Below are 19032 nucleotides of genomic sequence, written 5' to 3' on the forward strand. Positions count from 1 at the left end.
GAAAAACGTACGAAGACGAAGAAGACGCCGTACGACGATGACGTACAGAACCGGGTCGTTCTGAGCGGGAGATGGTGAGTGGGATGACTGAAGCCGCAACGGTGCGTCGCAGTCGGATCACGCCCGAGCGCGAGGCCGAGCTGTACCGGGCCGTGCTCGACCTGCTCAGGGAGGTCGGCTACGACGCCCTGACCATGGACGCCGTCGCCGCTCGCACCAAGTCCAGCAAGGCCACCCTCTATCGCCAGTGGGGCGGCAAGGCCGAGCTGGTCGTGAAGGCGCTGCGGCACGAGAAGCCGAGTGCCGGCGACGTCGACACGGGATCCCTGGCAGGCGACTTCCACGCGTTGGTGATGCGTGAGGACGACTGCCGTATGGAGCAGAATTCCGCGCTGATGCGGGGTCTGGCCATGGCGCTGCACGGGAACCCCGACCTTCTGAAGGCCTTCCGGGAACTGATCATCGAACCGGAGACCGTTGAGCTGCGCCGCGTACTGGAGCGTGCCGTCGCCCGGGGCGAGATCCGTCCGGACAACCCCGCGCAGGAGTACGTGTTGCACATGCTGATCGGTGCCTTCGCGGTGCGCGGTGTCATCGACCAACGGCCACCGACCCGTGCCTTCCTCACCTCGTACGTGGATGCCGTGATCCTCCCCGCACTCGGCGCCTGATCCCGGACACCTCCGGGACGCCCCCTGTATCCGTACCTGACGCGACCGCTCACGTCGTCGGGCTGATCTCCCCTGCCCCCACCGGGTGACCTCACCAGCCCCTGCCGTCCCACGACCTGACCGGGAGTACGCCCTCGTGGCCACATTCCTCTACAAACTCGGCCGATTCGCCTTCCGGCGACGGCATTTCGTCGCCCTGATCTGGGTGGCGCTGCTGACGCTCGCGGGAGTCGGCGCCGCCAACGCGCCCGCCGCCGGCGCCAGCTCGTTCTCCATACCCGGCACCGAGGCGCAGAAGGCCTTCGACCTGCTGGAACAGCGCTTCCCCGGCATGAGCGCCGACGGAGCGACCGCGCGCGTCGTCTTCAAGGCGCCCAGCGGCGAGAAGATGGCGGACAAGGCCAACAAGGCGACCGTCGAGAAGACCGTCAAGGCGCTCGGGGACGGCTCGGAGGTCACCTCCGTCACCGACCCGTTCAAGGCCGAGGCCGTCAGCAAGAACGGTTCGATCGCCTACGCGTCGGTGAAGTACAAGGTCTCCGGAATGGAGCTGAAGGACTCATCGAAGGACGCCCTGGAGGCGGCCGCGCAGCAGGCGCGGGACGCCGGGCTGACCGTCGAGGTGGGCGGTGACGCGCTCCAGGCCACGCCGGAGACCGGTTCCACCGAGGTCATCGGTATCGCGATCGCCGCGGTCGTCCTCGTCATCACCTTCGGTTCGCTGATCGCCGCCGGGCTGCCGCTGCTGACCGCGCTGATCGGCGTCGGCATCGGCGTCTCGACCATCACCGCCCTCGCCAACGCGCTCGACCTGGGCACCACCACCTCCACGCTCGCGATGATGATCGGCCTCGCGGTCGGCATCGACTACGCGCTGTTCATCGTCTCGCGCTACCGCGCCGAACTCGCCGAGGGCCGCGAGCGCGAGGAGGCGGCCGGACGGGCCGTCGGCACGGCGGGCTCCGCGGTGGTCTTCGCCGGCCTGACGGTCGTGATCGCGCTCGTCGGCCTGTCGGTCGTGAACATCCCGATGCTGACGAAGATGGGTGTCGCGGCGGCCGGTACGGTCGCCATCGCGGTCCTGATCGCGCTCACGCTGATCCCGGCCCTGCTGGGTTACGCGGGCCGCAAGGTCCAGCCGGCCGGCCGGAAGAGCAGGCTGCTGGGCGGCGGCCGGGCCGCGAAGAACGCGGGCCGGCCCAACATGGGCACCCGCTGGGCGAGCTTCGTCGTCCGTCGCCCGCTCGCCGTGCTGCTGCTCGGTGTGGTCGGTCTCGGCGCCGCCGCCGTGCCCGCGGCCTCGCTGGAACTGGGCCTGCCCGACGACGGTTCGCAGCCGGCCTCGACCACCCAGCGCAGGGCCTACGACCTGCTGTCCGACGGTTTCGGTCCCGGCTTCAACGGTCCCCTGATGCTGGTCGTGGACGCCAAGGCGAGCGACGACCCGAAGGGCGCGGTCGCCCGGGTCCACGACACGGTCAAGGACCTCAAGGGTGTCGTCTCGGTGACTCCGGCGACGTACAACAAGCCCGGGGACACCGCGATGATCACCGTGATCGCCAACTCGAATCCGTCCTCGGTGAAGACCGAGAACCTGGTGCACGCCATCCGCGACGCGGGCGGCGGCATCAAGGCGGGCACCGACGCCGAGGTGCTGGTCACCGGCAGCACGGCGATGAACATCGACTTCTCGCAGAAGCTCAACGACGCGCTGATCCCGTATCTGGCGCTGGTGGTCGGCCTCGCCTTCCTGCTCCTGATCGTGGTCTTCCGCTCGATCCTGGTCCCGCTGAAGGCGGCACTCGGCTTCCTGCTGAGCGTGATGGCCGCGCTCGGCGCGGTGGTCGCGGTCTTCCAGTGGGGCTGGCTCGCGAACCTCATCGGTGTCGAGCAGACCGGCCCGATCATGTCGATGATGCCGATCTTCATGGTGGGTGTCGTCTTCGGCCTCGCGATGGACTACGAGGTCTTCCTCGTGACCCGGATGCGCGAGGCGTACGTGCACGGGGGGAAGCCCGGCCAGGCCATCGTGACCGGCTTCAAGCACGGCGCACGGGTGGTGACGGCCGCGGCCGTCATCATGATCGCGGTGTTCTCCGGCTTCATCGGTTCCAGCGAGTCGATGATCAAGATGATCGGCTTCGGTCTCGCGATCGCCGTCTTCTTCGACGCGTTCGTCGTCCGCATGGCGCTCGTCCCGGCGGTCCTGGCGCTGCTCGGCAAGAAGGCCTGGTGGCTGCCGAGGTGGCTGGACCGGGCACTGCCGAACGTGGACGTCGAGGGCGAGGGGCTGCGCAAGCTGGGTGACGGTCGCAAGAACGACGACGACCGCGAGCTGGTGCGGGTCTGACCGTCCGACGTCAGTGAGTCACCGGGGTGGCGGCCATGTAGGTACGGCGCAGGAAGCGCGTCAGGGCTTTCGAGTCGACCTGCACGACCGCCACCCCTTTGGCCGAGTGGAACTCCATGACCGCCTGCACCCGGCCGCAGGGCCAGACGCGTACGTCGCCGTTGCTGACGGGGACCCGCAGGCCCTGCTCCAGCAGCTCACGGGGGAAGACCCACTCGTGCGGGCCGGGCAGGGTGATGCGCACCTGACGGGAGTCGGCCTCGGCGTCGTAGTGGAAGGCCACCGGAACAGCTCTGCCTTCGTCCTCGGGGGAGTCGGCCGTGTCCGTGACGATATGGGCGCGTGCGTACTGTTCGACGGCAGACATGAACCGACTCCTTACGCTGCGTGACCTGTGCGGAATCTATGAAACCGTCACCTTTCCAATGTCGCACATTCCGTCGATTCCGCTCTTGGACTCCGGGTACCCCGGTGGGGCCCTCGCGACACGGCCCTGTGGGGCACGACACGTGACGGGACGTGCGGCGGGGCGCCCGGCGGTTCCTCGTGTGCGCGGCTCGCCGCACCCCCGACTGTTCATAGGTGTATCGCTATTCATAGGCGCATCGCTCTTGCAAGCCATTCGCAACAAGGCACTATCATCGAACGGTGCATGTGCCTGACGGATTCATCAACGCCCCGGTCTCCGCCGCCACCGGACTGGTCGCCGCCGGCGCCGTCGCGGTGAGCCTGCGAGGCGCCCGCCGCGAACTCGACGAGAGGACCGCGCCGCTCGCCGGCCTGGTCGCCGCCTTCATCTTCGCCGTACAGATGCTGAACTTCCCGGTCGCGGCCGGGACCAGCGGTCATCTGCTCGGCGGCGCGCTGGCGGCGATACTCGTCGGCCCCTTCACCGGGGTCCTGTGCGTCTCCGTGGTCCTGCTGATGCAGGGCATCCTCTTCGCCGACGGGGGCCTCACCGCGCTCGGCGTGAACATCACCGACATGGCGATCGTCACCACCGTCGTCTCCTACGCCGTCTTCCGCGGCCTGCTGAGGGTGCTCCCGAGGAGACGGCGCTCGATCACCGTGGCCGCCTTCGTGTCCGCGCTGCTGTCCGTCCCGGCCGCCGCCGTCGCCTTCACCCTCATCTACGCGCTCGGCGGCACCACCGACGTCGCGATCGGCAAGGTCGCCACCGCGATGATCGGCGTCCATGTCCTCATCGGCATCGGCGAAGCCGCGATCACCGCCCTCACGGTCGGCGCGGTCATCGCCGTACGGCCGGACCTCGTGTACGGAGCGCGCGGCCTCCAGCAGCGGCTCAAGCTGCGGGTGGGCGGCGAACTGGTCGACGCGGCCGCCCCCGTCGCGCCCGCCGCCGCGCCGGTCTCCCGCCGCAAGGTGTGGATCACCGGCCTCGCCACCTCCCTCGTCCTCGCGGGCTTCGTCAGCTTCTACGCCTCCGCCAGCCCCGACGGCCTGGAGAAGGTCGCCAAGGACCAGGGCATCGACCAGCGCGCCAAGAAGCACCACACCGAGGACTCCCCGCTCGCCGGGTACGGCGTCAAGGACATCTCCGACGCCCGTATCTCCGGCGGCCTCGCGGGCGTGATCGGCGTGGGCGTCACGATCGTCGCGGGCACCGGCGTCTTCTGGGCGCTGCGCAGGCGCCGTACGGCCGACACGTCACCCGCCTCCCTCCCCGAAGGCGTCTGAGGTGGGCGCGGGCCACGCACACCGCCTCTACCGGCACGGGCACTCACCGGTGCACTCGCTGCCCCCGCACACCAAACTCGCCGCGGTCTTCGCCTTCGTGGTCGTGGTCGTCTCGACCCCGCGCGAGGCGATGTGGGCCTTCGCGCTCTACGCCGTGCTGCTCGCGACGGTCGCGTGGCGGGCCCGGGTACCGGCCGGGTTCCTGCTCAAACGGCTGCTGATCGAGGTCCCGTTCGTGGCCTTCGCGGTGCTGATGCCGTTCGTCGCCGAGGGCGAGCGGGTGGACGTCCTCGGCCTGTCCCTCAGCGTCAACGGCCTGTGGGGCGCGTGGAACGTGCTGGCCAAGGGCACGCTGGGCGTGGCGGCCTCCGTGCTGCTCGCCTCGACCACCGAACTGCGCGAACTGCTCCTCGGACTCCAGCGGTTGAGGCTGCCTCCCCTCCTCGTGCAGATCGCGTCCTTCATGATCCGGTACGGCGACGTCATCACGGACGAGATGCGGCGGATGCGGATCGCCCGGGAGTCGCGCGGCTTCGAGGCGAGCGGAGTACGGCACTGGGGCGTCCTCGCCAAGTCGGCGGGCGCCCTGTTCATCCGCTCCTACGAACGCGGCGAGCGCGTGCATCTCGCCATGGTGAGCCGCGGATACGCCGGTTCGATGCCGGTCATCGACGAGGTGACCGCGTCCCGGGCGCAGTGGTCGTACGCTCTCGCCCTCCCCCTCGCCGCCCTGCTCGTCTGCCTGTTGGGATGGACCCTGTGATCTCCGCACCCTCACTGGAAGTGGCCGGACTGGCCTTCGCCTACCCGGACGGGCACCAGGCCCTCTTCGGCGTCGACTTCACCGTCGGCCGCGGCGAACGCGTCGCGCTGCTGGGTCCGAACGGCGCCGGCAAGACCACCCTCGTATTGCACCTCAACGGCATCCTGACCGGCGGCGCCGGGACCGTCACGGTGGCCGGACTGCCGGTGGACAAGCGGCACATGGCCGAGGTCCGGCGCAAGGTCGGCATCGTGTTCCAGGATCCGGACGACCAGCTCTTCATGCCGACCGTGCGCGAGGACGTCGCCTTCGGACCGGCCGCGGCCGGGATGAAGGGCGCCGCGCTGGAGGAACGCGTCCGTACGGCCCTGGAACAGGTCGGCATGGACGCCTTCGCCGACCGGCCCCCGCACCACCTCTCGTTCGGCCAGCGGCGGCGGGTGGCGGTGGCCACCGTCCTGGCCATGGAGCCGGAGATCCTGGTCCTGGACGAACCCTCGTCCAACCTGGACCCGGCCTCGCGCCGCGAACTCGCCGACATCCTGCGGTCCTTGGACGTCACCGTCCTCATGGTCACGCACGACCTGCCCTACGCGCTCGAACTGTGTCCCCGGGCACTGATCCTGAGCGACGGTGTCATCGCGGCCGACGGCACGACCGGTGAACTCCTCTCCGATGACGCCCTGATGCGCACCCACCGGCTGGAACTGCCCTTCGGGTTCGACCCGCGTTCCGTGGCCATCGGCACCCCGTGACGCCCTGCGCTCCCTGACGACCGGCGCGTGACGCGCCAGTACGTCGCCGGACGGGGCCGCTGACCTGCCTCGTTCCGGCGCGAGGGGTTACCGGCGGTCTCCGCCCCCTGCCGGTCCAGGGTTACGTACCGGTCGGTATCTTGTGCGCGATGCACTTGCGCACTCCTGTGTTTCCCGCCCTGGGGGAGGTCCGCCATGACCGATGGCACCGCTGTCGACAGCCGTCCGACGAAGATCATGTACGTCGCCGAGGCGACCGCGCACGGCGGCCGTGACGGCTACGTCACCAGCCAGGACGGCCAGATCGAGCTGAAGGTAGCGATGCCGCCCGCGCTCGGCGGCGACGGCAACGGGACCAACCCCGAGCAGCTCTTCGCCGCCGGCTACAGCGCCTGCTTCCACAACGCGCTGGTCCTGGTGGGCCGCCGGGCGGGCTACGACCTGTCCGGGTCGACGGTCGCGGCGAAGGTCGGCATCGGGCCCAACAAGCAGCGCGGATACGGTCTCGCGGTCGCCCTGAGCGTCTCGCTGCCCGTCGTGGAGCGGGAAGTCGCGACGAAGCTGGTGGCCGCGGCCCACGAGGTGTGCCCGTACTCGAACGCGACCCGGGACAACATCGAGGTCACGATCCTGCTGGGCTAGGAATCCGGACCTTCGCACGAGTGTTGGAGCCACTGTCGCAGGCGAGTGGACGGAGTGCGGACGTGAACGTGAACGGCACAGTGGCCGAGGGCTTCGAGCCGGTCGGAGAGGCGTTCCTGCGCAACTTCGAGACGCTCGGGGACCAGGGCGCGGCGGTCACCGTGTACCGGGAGGGGCGCAAGGTCGTCGACCTGTGGGGCGGCACGAAGAACGCGACCGGGGCGGCCGGCGCGGACGGCACCGGGGGCACCGGGGGTACCGGGGGCGCAGGGGACACCGGCTCCGCGGTTGGCACGGTTGGCACGGCTGACGCGGCCGACAGGGCTGACGCTGACGCGGCGCCCTGGGAGCACGGCACCGCGCAGATCGTGCGCTCGGCGACGAAGGGCGTGGCCGCCGCCGTCCTGCTGCTGCTCGCCCAGCGGGGGGAACTGGACCTCGACGCCCCGGTGGGTCACTACTGGCCCGAGTTCAAGGCGCGCGGCAAGGAGCGCGCCCTGGTCCGGCACGTGCTCGCGCACCGGGCCGGGGTGCCCGTCCTCGACCGTCCGCTCACCCCGGCCGAGGCGGCGGACCCGGACGTGACCGCCGCCGCCGTGGCAGCGCAGACGCCGGCCTGGGAGCCGGGGAGCGACCACGGGTACCACGCGCAGACGTACGGCTGGCTGACGGCCGAGCTGGTGCGCCGGGTCACCGGGCGTTCGATCGGCACCTGGATCGCCGAGGAGATCGCCGGGCCGCTGGGACTCGACCTGTGGGTCGGGCTGCCGGCGGCGGAGGCGGGCCGGGTGGGCCGAGTCGCCCAGATCGAGGCCCCGGCGGGGGGCGGCGGCCCGCGGCTGCGTCCGAAGCGGGCGGTCTCCGAGGCGTACGCGGACCCCTCGTCGCTCACCCGCCGCGCCTTCGGCGCGATCACCCCGCAGCCGGACGAGAACGATCCGGCCTACCGGGCCGCCGTCCTGCCCGCCTCCAACGGTGTCGCGACGGCGGACGGCCTGGCCCGCTTCTACGCGTCGCTGATCGGGGAGGTGGACGGCGTACGGCTGTTCACGCCGGAGAGCACCGGTCTGGCCCGCGCCGAACAGTCCGCGGGGCCCGACCGGGTCCTGGTCGTGCACACCCGCTTCGGCCTCGGATACATGCTGCACGGCAGCGCGTCCCCGCTGCTGGGCGACGGCTCCTTCGGACACCCCGGACGCGGTGGGTCCCTCGGGTTCGCCGACCCGGAGTCGGGGATCGCCTTCGGGTACGTGACGAACGGCTTCCGCAAGAGCGTGACGGCCGACCCGCGGGCGCAGGCACTGGTCCGGGCGGTGCGGGCGGCGATCGGGGGGTGACGCGGGGCCACGAACGGGACGGACGCCAGACCGATCAGCAGGCCGCCGTCCGCGATCAGGGCGAAGCCGGCCGGCTTGTCGGTGACGCGGTGCGCGATGGCGTTCCAGCCGGCGTGGGTGAGCGCGGCGAACAAGCACCGCCGCGGTGACCTGTGGGGTCACCGGCCCCACTCGCGTACGCGCACCGGTGTGCCGTCCCCGGCCTAGCTCCCCGCCTTCAGGAGCGCCGCCACGATCGGGCCCGCGGTGTCGCCGCCGTGGCCGCCCTGCTGGACCACGCCCGCCGCGGCGAGGTCGCCCTTCCACGCGGTGAACCAGCCGTTCGGCTTCTTCTGGTTGTCGACCTCGGCGGAGCCCGTCTTCGCGCCGTAGTCGGGGCCGAGCCCGGACATCGCCTCGGCGGCCGTACCGTACCCCGCCGTGTACCGCATGAGTTCGCGGAGCTGGGAGAGCGTGCCCGCGGAGAGGGTGCGGGAGGCGGTCGCCAGCTTGCGGTGGTCCACGTCCGGCGACACGAGGTACGGCTGGTGGAACATGCCCGACTTGACCGTCGAGGCGACCGACGCCATGTTCAGCGGGTTCATACGGACGCCGCCCTGGCCGATCAGCGAGGCCGCCATCTGGGCCGCCGACTGGACGGGCACCGAGCCGTCGAAGGTGGGGACGCCGATGGCCCAGTTGTTCATGCTCAGCCCGAAGACCTGCTGGGCCTGGCGCGTCAGGTCGTCGTTCTGCAGTTTCTTCGCCTGGCTGATGAAGGCCGTGTTGCAGGACCGCGCGAAGCTCGCCTTGAACGTGCCGCCCTTGATCTCGAACTTGTCGTCGTTCTGGAACTTCCACCCGCCGTACGTCACGTACTTCGGGCACGGGTGCGGCTTGTCCGCCGAGGCGAGCTTCTTGTCGATCAGCAGCGACGAGGTGATGACCTTCATCGTGGAGCCGGGGGCCAGGGAACCCTGGAGGGCGGTGTTGAAACCGTGGCTCTGGTTGGCGACCGCGAGGATCTCGCCGGTCGAGGGACGCATCACGACGACCGACGCCCGCGTCTTCTTGGCGACCTGCTGCTCGGCGTCCGCCTGGAGGGTCGCGCTGAGCGTCGTCCTCACCGTGCCCGGGGTGCCCTCGCTGAGGGTCACCAGCGTCTTGTCGGGCGACTTCTGGGCGCCCTTCGCCGCGGCCTTGCGGACCACCCGCAGCTCGATGCCCGCCGTGCCGCCGGCGGTCTTGCCGTACTTCTCGCGCAGCCCGTCCAGGACCGTGCCCAGTGAGGGGTATTTGGTCGTGGTCAGTTCACCGCCGGCGCGGTCCAGCGCCGTGATGGGCGCAGTGCCCGCCGCGCCGGTGACCAGACGGTCGCCGTCCTGGAGGTCCGGGTGCACGACGGACGGCTTCCAGTCGACCAGCGCGACGCCGTCCTCGGCCCGCCGGGCGACGGTCAGCTTCGACTCGTACGCCAGCGGCCGGCTCTTGCCCTTGTAGGTGACCGTGGCCTTGACGGAGAACGGGACGGAGGCTCCCGACGGCTTGCCCGCGGTGACCGTGACGCCGCTGATGTGCGCGTCCTTGGTGTAGCCGGTCAGCGCGGCCGTCGCGGCCCCGGCGTCGGTGGTGGCGCCGGCAGCCTTCGCGACCTGACCGCCCTGCCAGGCGGTGAGGAACCGCGTGGACAGGGCGGTGACCTCGGCGGCGGTCGGCGGACCGGTCTTCACGGCCTTGCGGCCGGCGGTCGTCGACCGGTCCTCGGCCGACGCGCCGCCGCCGTACAGGCTGTAGGCGCCGAACGCCCCGCCGACGACGGCCACGGCGATCAGCCCGCCGATCACGGCGGGCTTCGTCTTCCGTTGTTCGGCGACGCGCCTTCTCTTCCCCACGGTTCCCGATCCTCCGCTGCTTCCCCTGGCCCCCGGTGCCCTCACGCTGCTCAACGAGGGGTCCCAGCCTAGGGTCCCGCCCTGTGAAGGGTGACTTCAGGCGCCGGTTCGTAGCACAGCTGCGACGATCGGACCGGCCGCGTCGACGCCGTGGCCGCCCTGCTGGGTCATCGCGGCGGCCGCGATGTCGTTGCGGTAGCCCGTGAACCAGCTGTTCGACCGGGACTGCGCGTCGACCTCGGCGGAGCCGGTCTTGGCGCCGATCCTGCCGGTCAGACCGGCCATCACCTGAGCGGCGGTACCGCTGACCGCGGTCCGGTTCATCATCGTGCGCAGCTGGGCGACCGTGCCCGGCGGCAGCCCCTTGGCGGTGGCGATCTCACGGTGGTCGAGGCCGGGCGAGACGATGACCGGCTGCCGGAAGACACCGGTCATCGCGGTCGCGGTCACCGACGCCATGTTCAGCGGGCACATCTGGACCTGGCCCTGGCCGATCAGGTTGGCGGCCGTGTCGGGGCCGCCGGAGGCCGGGACGGAGCCGTCGAAGGACTCGATGCCGGTCTTCCAGTTGTTCCGGCCGAGACCGAAGCGCTGCTCGGCCTCGTTGGTGAGCGAGTCGACCTTCACCGTGTCCGCGTACTTCACGAACGCCGTGTTGCAGGAGCGCGAGAAGCTGTCGGAGAGCGTCGCGTTCAACTGGGGTGCCATGCCCGGCAGGTTGTGGAAGGTCTGGCTCTCCGAGACCGCGCTGTCCGGGCAGGTCGCGGGGCCGCTCGCCGTGGTGATGCCGTTGTCGATGAACGTGGCCGCGCTGATGATCTTCATGGTGGAGCCGGGGGCGAGCTTGCCGAGGAAGGCCGCGTTGAAGCCGTCCGCGCGGTGGTTGGCGACCGCCAGCACCTCACCGGTGCTGGGCTTGACCGCGACCACGGACGATTCGGCGTAGCGCGCGACCGCCTTCTCCGCGGCGGACTGCGCGCTCGCGCTGAGCGTCGTGCGCAGCTTGCCCGGCTTCCCCTGGGCGAGGGTCAGCAGGGTGGTGTCCCCGGCGCCCTCGCTCGCGTGATGGATCGCCAGCTCGATGCCCGCCGTACCGCCCGCGTCGTCGCCGTACTTCTCGCGCAGCGCGTCGAGGATCGGGCCCAGCGAGGGGTACTTGTCCTTGGCCAGGACAACGTTGTTCCGGTCCACGGCCTCGATCGGGGGGCTCGCCGACTCGCCGGTGACCAGGGTGTCGCCCTCCTTCAGGTCGGGATGGACGACCGACGGCTTCCAGTCGACCAGCGCCTTGCCGGTGGTCTGGCCGCGTACGACGGTCAGCTCCGAGTCGTACGCGAGGGGCTTGGACTTCCCCTCGAAGGACACCGTGGCCTTCACCGAGAACGGCACGGACGCGCCGGACGGGGTGCCTGGTGTGATCCGCACGCCGGTGAGGTGGGCGTCGGCGCGGTAGCCGGCCAGCAGACCCTCGGCCTGGCTCGCGTAGTTCGTGTACGTCGCGGCCTTGGCGGCGTCGCCCTTCTCCCAGGCCGCGAGGAACTTCGCGGAGGTCTCCTTGACCTCCGCCCCGCTCGGCGGACCGGTCTTCACCGGCGCGGGCCCGCCCGCGCTGTCGTTCCCGTCGAGCGCGGTCACCACGTTGAACGCGCCGTATCCGGCGCCCCCCACCATCACGGCGAACACACTGCCGATGATGGCGGCCTTTGCCCCCTTGCGCATCGCGCGAAACCCTCCCCGTGGACCGCTCCCCCAAACTTCTGAACGCGTTCAGAAAAATCGGCCTGCGTAGCACTGTATGCGGGAGGGGGGACGCGTGGGGTCTACATTTTCCGAATCGTTAGACCAGGCTTCGGTCACATCCTTGAACAATGGTCACGGATGAGGTATCCGCAGCCCAGGCCGCGTGGACGGCCCGGGTATACGATCGAAGAGTGCGCGGCGAGCGGGGCGAGAGCCCGTGCGGCGTCTTCCCGAAGGACTGCGCGTCCGGGAGGCGGTGAGTCACCGTCCCTGGCGCGAGCCCAGGCGTCCCCGGCCCCCGGCCCCGCCGAGGCGCCGTGCCGGGAGTCGAGATGACCAGTCCACACGAGATCGATCCGCGCGCCTTGAGCGACCCGCGCAACGTCTATCCGACCGACGAACAGTTCTACGCGCACGGCCGCCCGGCCGACCCGCTGCTGCCGGAGGACCGGCCGCGCGGCGGCAGCCCCGCGACACCGCTGCACCACCGGGGGACATGGGCGACCGTCGCCCTCGTCGCCGGCATCATCCTGCTGATCCTCGTCGGGATCGCCCTGTTCCCGTGACACGGCCCGCGTGCACGGCACACGCCCGCACGGCGGCCGGTCAGGGGCGAACGAGAGGGCGCGGCGGCGTGCCGCGCCCTCTCGGCTGCCCGGATCCGCGCAGCGCTCCGGTCGTGGTCATCCGGCGATCGGCACGGCCTGGCCGGTGACGCGCACCCGCGGGTCGTGCGGGTCCACCTCGATGGTCAGATCGCTCGGCCGTCCCATGTCCTCGCCCTGGCGAAGGGCGATCACGCTCGCCGTGGCCACGAGGCCGAGCGCGCGCAGGTACCCGCCGAAGGCCGCGGCCGCCGCTCCGGTGGCCGGGTCTTCGACGACGCCGCCCACGGGGAACGGGTCTCGCGCGTGGAAGCGGTCGTCGCTCTCGCGCCAGACCAGGTGCACCGTCGTCCAGCCGTGGCGGCGCATGACACCGGTGAGGGCCTCGAAGTCGTAGTCCAGGTCGGCCAGTCGGGCACGGGAGCCGGCCGCGAGCACGAGGTGTTCGTTGCCGGCGAAGGCGACGTGCGGAGGCAGCGCCGGGTCGAGGTCGTCCCTTTCCCACCGCAGGGCCGAGAGCGCGGCGTCCACCTCCACGGCCCGCGCCGGACGGGACCGGGTGGGGACGCTGGTGAGCGTCGCCCGCACACTTCCGCGGGCGTCGGTCACGGTCTCGACGCCGATCTCACCCGCGGGCGTGTCGAAGACCAGGGCGCCGGGGCCCATGCGTTCGGCGAGCGCCACCGACGCGGCGACAGTGGCGTGGCCGCAGAAGGCGACCTCGGCGAGGGGGCTGAAGTAGCGGAGCGCGAACCGGCGCCGCCGGTCGTCCCGGGCGGTGACGAACGCGGTCTCGGAGTACCCGACATCGGCGGCGATCGCCAGCATCCGCCGTTCGTCGAGTCGCGAGGCGTCGAGGACGACCCCGGCCCGGTTTCCGCCGTCGGGGTGGGAGGTGAACGCCGTGTAGCGCAGGACCGGGGTTGCCGTCGAAGAAGTCATGCCCTTCACGGTTCCATCCCGGCCGCATTATTGCCAACGATGGTTTTTCATGGCATCGATCGACTTTCCCGATGGCTTGTTAGGGTTCGGGTCATGGACACCCGGTTGTTGCAGACCTTCACCGCGCTGGCCAGGGCGGGAAGCTTCACCGGCGCCGCCGGCGAACTCCAGCTCGCACAGTCCACGGTCACCGTGCAGATCAGAACCCTCGAGAAGGCGTTGGGCACCCAGCTCTTCGACCGACTGGCCAGGGGCGCGCTGCTCACCGAGGCGGGGCGGCGGTTGCTCACCCTGGCCGAGGACGTCCTGGAGGCCGAGTCGCGGTTGTTCGCGGCGGCCACCGAGGACGGCCCGGTCGCCGGGACGGTGGTGGTGGGCGCGGGCGAGACCCTGTGCTCGGCCCACCTGCCGGACGTGATCGTCGCGCTGCGCGGCCTCCACCCGGACGTGGAGGTGCGGCTGGAGCCGTGCGGCACCACCGACGCCGTAGAAGGGCTGCGGGCGGGAAGACTCGACTGCGCTCTCCTGCTGGAGGAGCACGTCGCGTTCCCGGACGTCACGGCCGAGCGCGTCGCCGGCCAGCCCCTGGTCCTGCTGTGCGCCCCCGGCCACCACCTGGCCGGCCGCGAACAGCCGGTGACGTGGCGGGAGCTCGCGCGCGAGGACTTCTTCCTCCACGAGCAAGGCTGCTCCTACAGCGACCGGCTCGCTCAGCACCTCCGGGCGGTTCCCGGAGCGCAGCCCCGGCTGACGCGGTTCGGCAGCATCGAGGCCACCCGGTCCTGTGTCGAAGCCGGGCTCGGCCTCACCGTCTTCCCTCACGCGAACGTGGCCGGATCACTGCGCGCCGGCCGTCTGACGGCGGTACCCGGCCCTTCCCTCCCCGACGTCTCCGTCCAGCTGGCCCGCCACAGCCGCCGCCGTCCCTCCCGCGCGGCACGCGCTGTCGCGGCCCAGGTGGTACGCCACTTCGACGCGTAGCCGGGCGGTGATGAGCCGCTGCCGCTCGCCGTGCAGCGCGGACAACTCCGCGTTCAGCCGCGTCCCCGCAGCACTGGAGACGGACTCCAGCCGCTGTTTCGCGCGGGAGGGGCTCTTGCCGCGGGCGACCCGGTAGGAGGCGCCGGCGAGCGCACGCAGGGCGGCACGGCGCTCGGAACCGGTGAGCGGCCACGTCTCGCCACGGCGGACCGCTTCGAGCTTCCGCATCGTCTTGTGGATCTCGCGATCGAGGCGTGGGGTGTCGGCGTTGCCCATGCTGGATTGCCTTCGTGGGACGGGAGTTGGGGTGGGCGGGCAGAGCTGTCGTTTCCGCGGGAGCGGTAAGGTCCGCGCATGAGTGGGGAGTTCGAGGCGCACGGCGCCGTCACAGGTGAAAACAGCACGTCCGAGGGAAGTGCCGAGCCGCCGAAGGCACCGAGCACTGAGGACGGATCCTCATGGCGCCGTCTCGCCGGGCAGATAGCGGGCGCGGCGGTTTTCCTGGCGGTGGCGGCGGACCGGCTGGGCCTGCACTTCTTTCTGTTGCTTGCGCGTTTCGCCGTGCACGCGTATTCGTGGCTCGGCCTCGGGAAGTGAGGCGGTCCCGCCTCACCCGGCCGGGCCGGCGCAGGGCACGCAGGTGCCGAGTCAGGCGGGGATGACGTATCCGGTGTCGCGCCGACAGGCCGGGCAGGTGCGGCGGGCGCGCATCATCGCCGCGTGAGCCCGCCACCGGCCCGGCGTCATCGGTCGGACCGGTCGGGCGAGATCGACGCGGTAGCGGTAGGCACGCGGGAGCAAGGCGGTAGGCACGCGGGAGCAAGGCGGTAGGCACGCGGGAGCAGGGTGAAGGAGAGCGGACCAGCAGAAACGAACCGCATCTGCTGAACGGTGCACCTGATGGCAGGCATAAGCTGCTTGGCTGCAGGGGCCGTGGTCATGGGGACCATGCGGCCCCATGGGGGTGGGGGACGGCTTGGCCGTGTTCGACAAGCAGGGTTCGATGCCTGATGACGGGAGAACGGGCCGGTCAGGCGGGAGATATCGGACACCCCCGCCGACGACAGCTCGTCCGTTGCGGGACAGCTCACCCTCCCGGGCCGTCCTCGGGCCGTCCGAGGGCGGCCAACGACAACCGCCAACGGCCGGCAACGGCCAAGGGGGCCCGGCAGATTGCCGCGCCCCCTCGCTACGTCCGCCCGGCTAGACCCACGTATCCAGCCACATCCGCGACCGCCACTGCTCTATCGGGATCGACGTGCCCGTGTACAGCGGCCAGAAGTAGATGAAGTTCCAGGCGATCAGCAGGACCAGGATGCCCGCGCTCGCCGCGCCGATGACGCGGCGGCGTTCCGTGGAGCCGGGGGGGCCGAGGATCGCGCCGATCATCATGGCGACGGCCAGGCACAGGAACGGGACGAAGATCACCGCGTAGAAGAAGAAGATCGTCCGTTCCTGGTACTGGAACCAGGGCAGGTAGCCGGCCGCGATGCCGCAGGCGATCGCGCCCGCGCGCCAGTCGCGGCGGAACGCCCAGCGCCACAGCAGGAAGACGACCGCGAAGCAGGCGGCCCACCACAGGATCGGGGTGCCCAGTGCGAGCACCTCGCGGGCGCACTTGTCGCCCGCGTCGGACGGGCAGCCGTCCTTGCCGGGCAGCGGGGACTCGTAGAAGAAGGAGACCGGGCGGCCCAGGACGAGCCAGCTCCACGGGTTCGACTGGTAGGTGTGCGGCGACGAGAGGTGGACGTGGAAGTTGTACACCTCGTGCTCGTAGTGCCACAGGCTGCGCAGCCAGTCGGGCAGGAAGGTCCAGTTGCCGCCCTTGCCGTCGGTCACGGCCCAGTTGCGGAAGTAGCCGCCCTTGCCGTTGTCCGGCGAGAGGATCCAGCCGGTCCAGGAGACGAGGTACGTGACGATCGCCACCGGGACCGTGGCCAGGAACGCGAAGCCCGTGTCGTGCTTCAGGGTGGCGGCGTACGGGTGCCGGGCACCCGCGGTGCGGCGCGCGCCGACGTCCCACAGCACGGACATCACACAGAACGCGGCGAGGACGTAGAGGCCGCTCCATTTGGTGCCGAGCGCCAGCCCGAGCATCAGGCCCGCCGTCCAGCGCCAGGGCCGCATGCCGAGGCGGGTCGTCTCGGCGGTGTGCGCGTCCGGGCGGACGACCCCGTCCGCGTCGGCCGGCAGCGCGGCCGCCAGCCGTGCCCTCGCCCGGTCCCGGTCCACGACCAGGCAGCCGAAGGCCGCCAGGACGAAGAACATCAGCACGCCGTCGAGGAGCGAGGTGCGGCTCATCACGAAGTGCAGCCCGTCCACCGCCATCAGCGCGCCCGCCAGACAGCCCAGGAAGGTCGAGCGGAACATCCGGCGCCCGATCCGGCACAGCAGCAGCACCGACAGCGTGCCCAGGAGCGCCGTCATGAAGCGCCAGCCGAACGGATTGAACCCGAACATCCATTCGCCGATTCCGATGATGTACTTGCCGACCGGGGGATGGACGACGTAGGCGGCGTCGGTGGGGACCGAGACGTGTCCGTTGTGCTGGAGGACCAGGTCGTTGGCGTTCTTGTCCCAGTTGACCTCGTACCCGCGGTGGATCAGCGCCCACGCGTCCTTGGCGTAGTACGTCTCGTCGAATATCACCGCCTTCGGACTGCCCAGGTTCCAGAACCGCATCAGCCCGGCGAGCAGCGTCACCAGAAGCGGTCCTCCCCAGCCCGACCAGCGCGTGAGGCGGTCGGCGACCTGGTGGCGCAGGCCGAGCGTGGCCCAGAGCCGTGGGCTCGGTTCGGCGTACGGCGGCACGAGCCGGTCGCGCACATCGGTTCTCGGCGGCGCCGTGTATCCGAAGCGGCGCAGCCGCTGCTGCCACGACGGCTGCTGCGCTTCGGCGGCCTGGCTCTGCCGGGTGTCCGTGGAGGACGCGGTACTGGTCACCGCGCCATCGTAGGGAACAGGTCTGTGGGAGTCCCGTGCACGGGCCTTAATGGGTGGATGAGGCTGCCGCGGATCGCCCCTGCGAGGATGGATCCGTGACAGGAACCCTTGTTTTGGCAGGCACCCCGATCGGCGACACGGCCGACGCCCCGCCCCGGCTCGCCCAGGAGCTGGAGAGCGCGGACGTCGTCGCGGCCGAGGACACCCGCAGACTGCGCCGGCTCACCCAGGCGCTGGGGGTGCAGCCCACCGGGCGGGTCGTGTCGTACTTCGAGGGCAACGAGGCGGCCCGGACCCCTGAGCTGGTCGAGGCGCTGACGGGCGGCGCCCGGGTGCTGCTGGTGACCGACGCGGGTATGCCGTCGGTCTCCGACCCCGGCTACCGGCTGGTCGCGGCGGCCGTCGAGAAGGACATCAAGGTCACCGCCGTACCCGGTCCGTCGGCCGTGCTCACCGCGCTCGCGCTGTCCGGACTGCCCGTCGACCGCTTCTGCTTCGAGGGGTTCCTGCCCCGCAAGGCGGGCGAGCGGCTGTCGCGGCTGCGGGAGGTCGCCGACGAGCGCCGGACGATGGTCTATTTCGAGGCGCCGCACCGGCTCGACGACACCCTCGCCGCGATGGCCGAGGTCTTCGGGGACACCCGGCGGGCCGCCGTCTGCCGTGAACTGACCAAGACGTACGAGGAGATCAGGCGCGGGCCACTGGGCGAGCTGGCCGCCTGGGCCGCCGAGGGCGTGCGCGGGGAGATCACCGTCGTCGTCGAGGGCGCGCCCGCCAAGGGCGCCGGGGAACTGGACGCGGAGGAGCTCGTGCGCCGCGTGCGGGTGCGCGAGGAGGCGGGCGAGCGCCGCAAGGAGGCCATCGCCGCGGTCGCCGCCGAGGCCGGAATTCCCAAGCGCGATGTCTTCGATGCGGTCGTCGCGGCAAAGAACGCGGCACACACCGCCCCATAGAAGGGCAAAGGGTGGTCACCAAAAGCAAAGCTCGGACCGTGTTCCGAGACCGTTCCGACAAGGAAAGGCCAAGACGGCTCCAACACTCGACAGGCCGGATGCGTTCGCGCTCGGAGAAGCGTCCACTGGTTGAAGGGACGCATCGGTCCCCAGTCTTCGAAAGGCCGGAGGAATTCAGGGGGAATCCCTGCGGCGAAGGCGCTTGTCCAGCGGGCAAGAGGAGCACTGGCATGAGTGAGATCGCGGGACGGACCGGCCGTGTCGAAGGCCCGGTCACCGGGCAGCGCACGGGCCATCGAGGCACGGCGACCGCCGTCGTCAACGAGTCGTACTCCTTCGCCTGCATGCGCTGCGGGCACGGCTGGGAGCAGTCGTACGAGATAGAGCACCACCACGACGCCGAGGGCGGCGAGTTCGTGAAGTACGTGGCGGACGGCCGTGTCGTGCCGTCGCCGCTGAGCCGCCCCTCCTGCCAGAACTGCGACGGTCACGTGGTGCGCATCATGCGCGCCGGCCAGGTGTCCTCCGTCCAGAACTCCATGCACCGCCCGCACCACCCGGAGCGCCCGCTGCCCCGCCCCGCGAAGACGCACGGCGAGGCCCCGGACCAGGACGCCGAACGGTCGATGGCGCCCGGGGAACCGCACCACTGGCAGCTCTCCGACCTGCTGCACCCCTTCCATCACCGCAGGGCGAGCTGACGACCGGCGTCCCTCCGGCGCGTTTCCCGGGAGGGACCGGTGCCTCCGGGACGAGACCGGCGCCTCTCGGGTGAGACGGG

General features: G+C 71.0%; 17 protein-coding genes and 3 pseudogenes. 12 read left to right on the forward strand and 8 right to left on the reverse strand.

Translation table 11 applies throughout. From position 1 onward, the window contains the following. Positions 1–83 precede the first annotated feature (83 nt). Positions 84–671 carry a TetR/AcrR family transcriptional regulator gene (locus tag GFH48_RS23250; protein WP_153290098.1) on the forward strand — a complete coding sequence of 196 codons (588 nt, stop codon included), beginning with the start codon at positions 84–86 and terminating at the stop codon, positions 669–671. Between the two features lie 136 nt (positions 672–807). After that, entirely contained in the window at positions 808–3021 is a 2214-nt protein-coding gene (locus tag GFH48_RS23255; RefSeq protein ID WP_153290099.1) for an MMPL family transporter, read from the forward strand. A 10-nt stretch (positions 3022–3031) separates the two neighbouring features. On the opposite strand, the gene GFH48_RS23260 is transcribed toward GFH48_RS23255, so the two are convergent. Next, positions 3032–3388, reverse strand: coding sequence for an SsgA family sporulation/cell division regulator (locus GFH48_RS23260; protein ID WP_153290100.1), 357 nt, complete (start codon positions 3386–3388; stop codon positions 3032–3034). 281 nt (positions 3389–3669) lie between these two features. Between GFH48_RS23260 and GFH48_RS23265 the strand changes: the two genes are divergently transcribed. From GFH48_RS23265 to GFH48_RS23285, 5 genes are all read left to right on the forward strand, one after another. Beyond that, on the forward strand, positions 3670–4719 hold the full coding sequence (locus GFH48_RS23265; RefSeq protein ID WP_153290101.1) for an energy-coupling factor ABC transporter permease: 1050 nt from the start codon (positions 3670–3672) through the stop codon (positions 4717–4719). 1 nt (position 4720) lies between these two features. Next, on the forward strand, positions 4721–5482 hold the full coding sequence (gene cbiQ, locus GFH48_RS23270) for a cobalt ECF transporter T component CbiQ (RefSeq protein WP_153290102.1): 762 nt from the start codon (positions 4721–4723) through the stop codon (positions 5480–5482). Then, positions 5470–6237, forward strand: a complete 768-nt coding sequence (locus GFH48_RS23275) for an energy-coupling factor ABC transporter ATP-binding protein (protein ID WP_194280651.1) — start codon at positions 5470–5472, stop codon at positions 6235–6237. Before cbiQ ends, GFH48_RS23275 begins: the two co-directional genes overlap by 13 nt. Before the next feature lie 195 nt (positions 6238–6432). Then, positions 6433–6879 (forward strand): organic hydroperoxide resistance protein, encoded by a 447-nt coding sequence (locus GFH48_RS23280; RefSeq protein WP_153290104.1) that lies wholly within the window; start codon positions 6433–6435, stop codon positions 6877–6879. A gap of 62 nt (positions 6880–6941) precedes the next feature. After that, positions 6942–8216, forward strand: a complete 1275-nt coding sequence (locus GFH48_RS23285) for a serine hydrolase domain-containing protein (RefSeq protein WP_153290105.1) — start codon at positions 6942–6944, stop codon at positions 8214–8216. Between the two features lie 5 nt (positions 8217–8221). Here GFH48_RS23285 and GFH48_RS39295 read toward each other — a convergent pair. The 3 genes and pseudogenes from GFH48_RS39295 to GFH48_RS23300 form a co-directional block, all read right to left on the reverse strand. Further along, positions 8222–8378 (reverse strand): annotated as a pseudogene (locus tag GFH48_RS39295) (EamA family transporter); the annotation flags it as partial. Positions 8379–8419: 41 nt separating this feature from the next. Continuing rightward, positions 8420–10087, reverse strand: a complete 1668-nt coding sequence (locus GFH48_RS23295) for a penicillin-binding transpeptidase domain-containing protein (protein ID WP_153290106.1) — start codon at positions 10085–10087, stop codon at positions 8420–8422. 96 nt (positions 10088–10183) lie between these two features. After that, a complete protein-coding gene (locus tag GFH48_RS23300; RefSeq protein WP_153290107.1) occupies positions 10184–11806 on the reverse strand; it encodes a penicillin-binding transpeptidase domain-containing protein in 1623 nt (540 codons plus the stop codon). A 353-nt stretch (positions 11807–12159) separates the two neighbouring features. On the opposite strand from GFH48_RS23300, the gene GFH48_RS23305 reads away from it, so the two are divergent. Further along, positions 12160–12393 (forward strand): hypothetical protein, encoded by a 234-nt coding sequence (locus GFH48_RS23305; protein ID WP_153290108.1) that lies wholly within the window; start codon positions 12160–12162, stop codon positions 12391–12393. Between the two features lie 117 nt (positions 12394–12510). Here the strand turns inward: GFH48_RS23305 and GFH48_RS23310 are convergent, their stop codons facing one another. After that, positions 12511–13374: a PhzF family phenazine biosynthesis isomerase gene (locus tag GFH48_RS23310; protein ID WP_153290109.1), complete on the reverse strand. Its 864-nt coding sequence runs from the start codon at positions 13372–13374 to the stop codon at positions 12511–12513. A gap of 93 nt (positions 13375–13467) precedes the next feature. Here GFH48_RS23310 and GFH48_RS23315 point away from each other — a divergent pair, with 93 nt between their 5' ends. Continuing rightward, a complete protein-coding gene (locus GFH48_RS23315) occupies positions 13468–14355 on the forward strand; it encodes a LysR family transcriptional regulator (RefSeq protein WP_153290110.1) in 888 nt (295 codons plus the stop codon). Here GFH48_RS23315 and GFH48_RS39300 read toward each other — a convergent pair. Beyond that, positions 14338–14631, reverse strand: a pseudogene (locus GFH48_RS39300) (hypothetical protein); the annotation flags it as partial. The gene GFH48_RS23315 and the pseudogene GFH48_RS39300 sit on opposite strands and share 18 nt — an antisense overlap. A gap of 78 nt (positions 14632–14709) precedes the next feature. Here GFH48_RS39300 and GFH48_RS23325 point away from each other — a divergent pair. Further along, a complete protein-coding gene (locus GFH48_RS23325; protein WP_153290111.1) occupies positions 14710–14952 on the forward strand; it encodes a hypothetical protein in 243 nt (80 codons plus the stop codon). A gap of 51 nt (positions 14953–15003) precedes the next feature. Here the strand turns inward: GFH48_RS23325 and GFH48_RS40295 are convergent. Continuing rightward, positions 15004–15144, reverse strand: a pseudogene (locus GFH48_RS40295) (RRQRL motif-containing zinc-binding protein); the annotation flags it as partial. Between the two features lie 414 nt (positions 15145–15558). Next, positions 15559–17298 (reverse strand): dolichyl-phosphate-mannose--protein mannosyltransferase, encoded by a 1740-nt coding sequence (locus GFH48_RS23335; RefSeq protein WP_153290113.1) that lies wholly within the window; start codon positions 17296–17298, stop codon positions 15559–15561. A 95-nt stretch (positions 17299–17393) separates the two neighbouring features. On the opposite strand from GFH48_RS23335, the gene rsmI reads away from it, so the two are divergent. Beyond that, positions 17394–18251, forward strand: coding sequence for a 16S rRNA (cytidine(1402)-2'-O)-methyltransferase (rsmI, locus tag GFH48_RS23340; protein ID WP_153290114.1), 858 nt, complete (start codon positions 17394–17396; stop codon positions 18249–18251). 230 nt (positions 18252–18481) lie between these two features. Further along, positions 18482–18952 carry a hypothetical protein gene (locus GFH48_RS23345; RefSeq protein ID WP_153290115.1) on the forward strand — a complete coding sequence of 157 codons (471 nt, stop codon included), beginning with the start codon at positions 18482–18484 and terminating at the stop codon, positions 18950–18952. Positions 18953–19032: the final 80 nt, after the last annotated feature.

It is taken from the genome of Streptomyces fagopyri (genome assembly GCF_009498275.1).
In the GTDB taxonomy this organism is placed as follows: Bacteria; Actinomycetota; Actinomycetes; order Streptomycetales; family Streptomycetaceae; genus Streptomyces; species Streptomyces fagopyri.

Excerpts from the sequence above, each read along its gene's own strand:
- GFH48_RS23250 (WP_153290098.1), top strand. The coding sequence starts at position 84 with ATGACTGAAGCCGCAACGGTGCGTCGCAGTCGGATCACGCCCGAGCGC.
- GFH48_RS23260 (WP_153290100.1), bottom strand. The coding sequence starts at position 3,388 with ATGTCTGCCGTCGAACAGTACGCACGCGCCCATATCGTCACGGACACG.
- GFH48_RS23275 (WP_194280651.1), top strand. The coding sequence starts at position 5,470 with ATGGACCCTGTGATCTCCGCACCCTCACTGGAAGTGGCCGGACTGGCC.
- GFH48_RS23280 (WP_153290104.1), top strand. The coding sequence starts at position 6,433 with ATGACCGATGGCACCGCTGTCGACAGCCGTCCGACGAAGATCATGTAC.
- GFH48_RS23300 (WP_153290107.1), bottom strand. The coding sequence starts at position 11,806 with ATGCGCAAGGGGGCAAAGGCCGCCATCATCGGCAGTGTGTTCGCCGTG.
- GFH48_RS23305 (WP_153290108.1), top strand. The coding sequence starts at position 12,160 with ATGACCAGTCCACACGAGATCGATCCGCGCGCCTTGAGCGACCCGCGC.
- GFH48_RS23310 (WP_153290109.1), bottom strand. The coding sequence starts at position 13,374 with ATGACTTCTTCGACGGCAACCCCGGTCCTGCGCTACACGGCGTTCACC.
- GFH48_RS23315 (WP_153290110.1), top strand. The coding sequence starts at position 13,468 with ATGGACACCCGGTTGTTGCAGACCTTCACCGCGCTGGCCAGGGCGGGA.
- GFH48_RS23325 (WP_153290111.1), top strand. The coding sequence starts at position 14,710 with ATGAGTGGGGAGTTCGAGGCGCACGGCGCCGTCACAGGTGAAAACAGC.
- GFH48_RS23345 (WP_153290115.1), top strand. The coding sequence starts at position 18,482 with ATGAGTGAGATCGCGGGACGGACCGGCCGTGTCGAAGGCCCGGTCACC.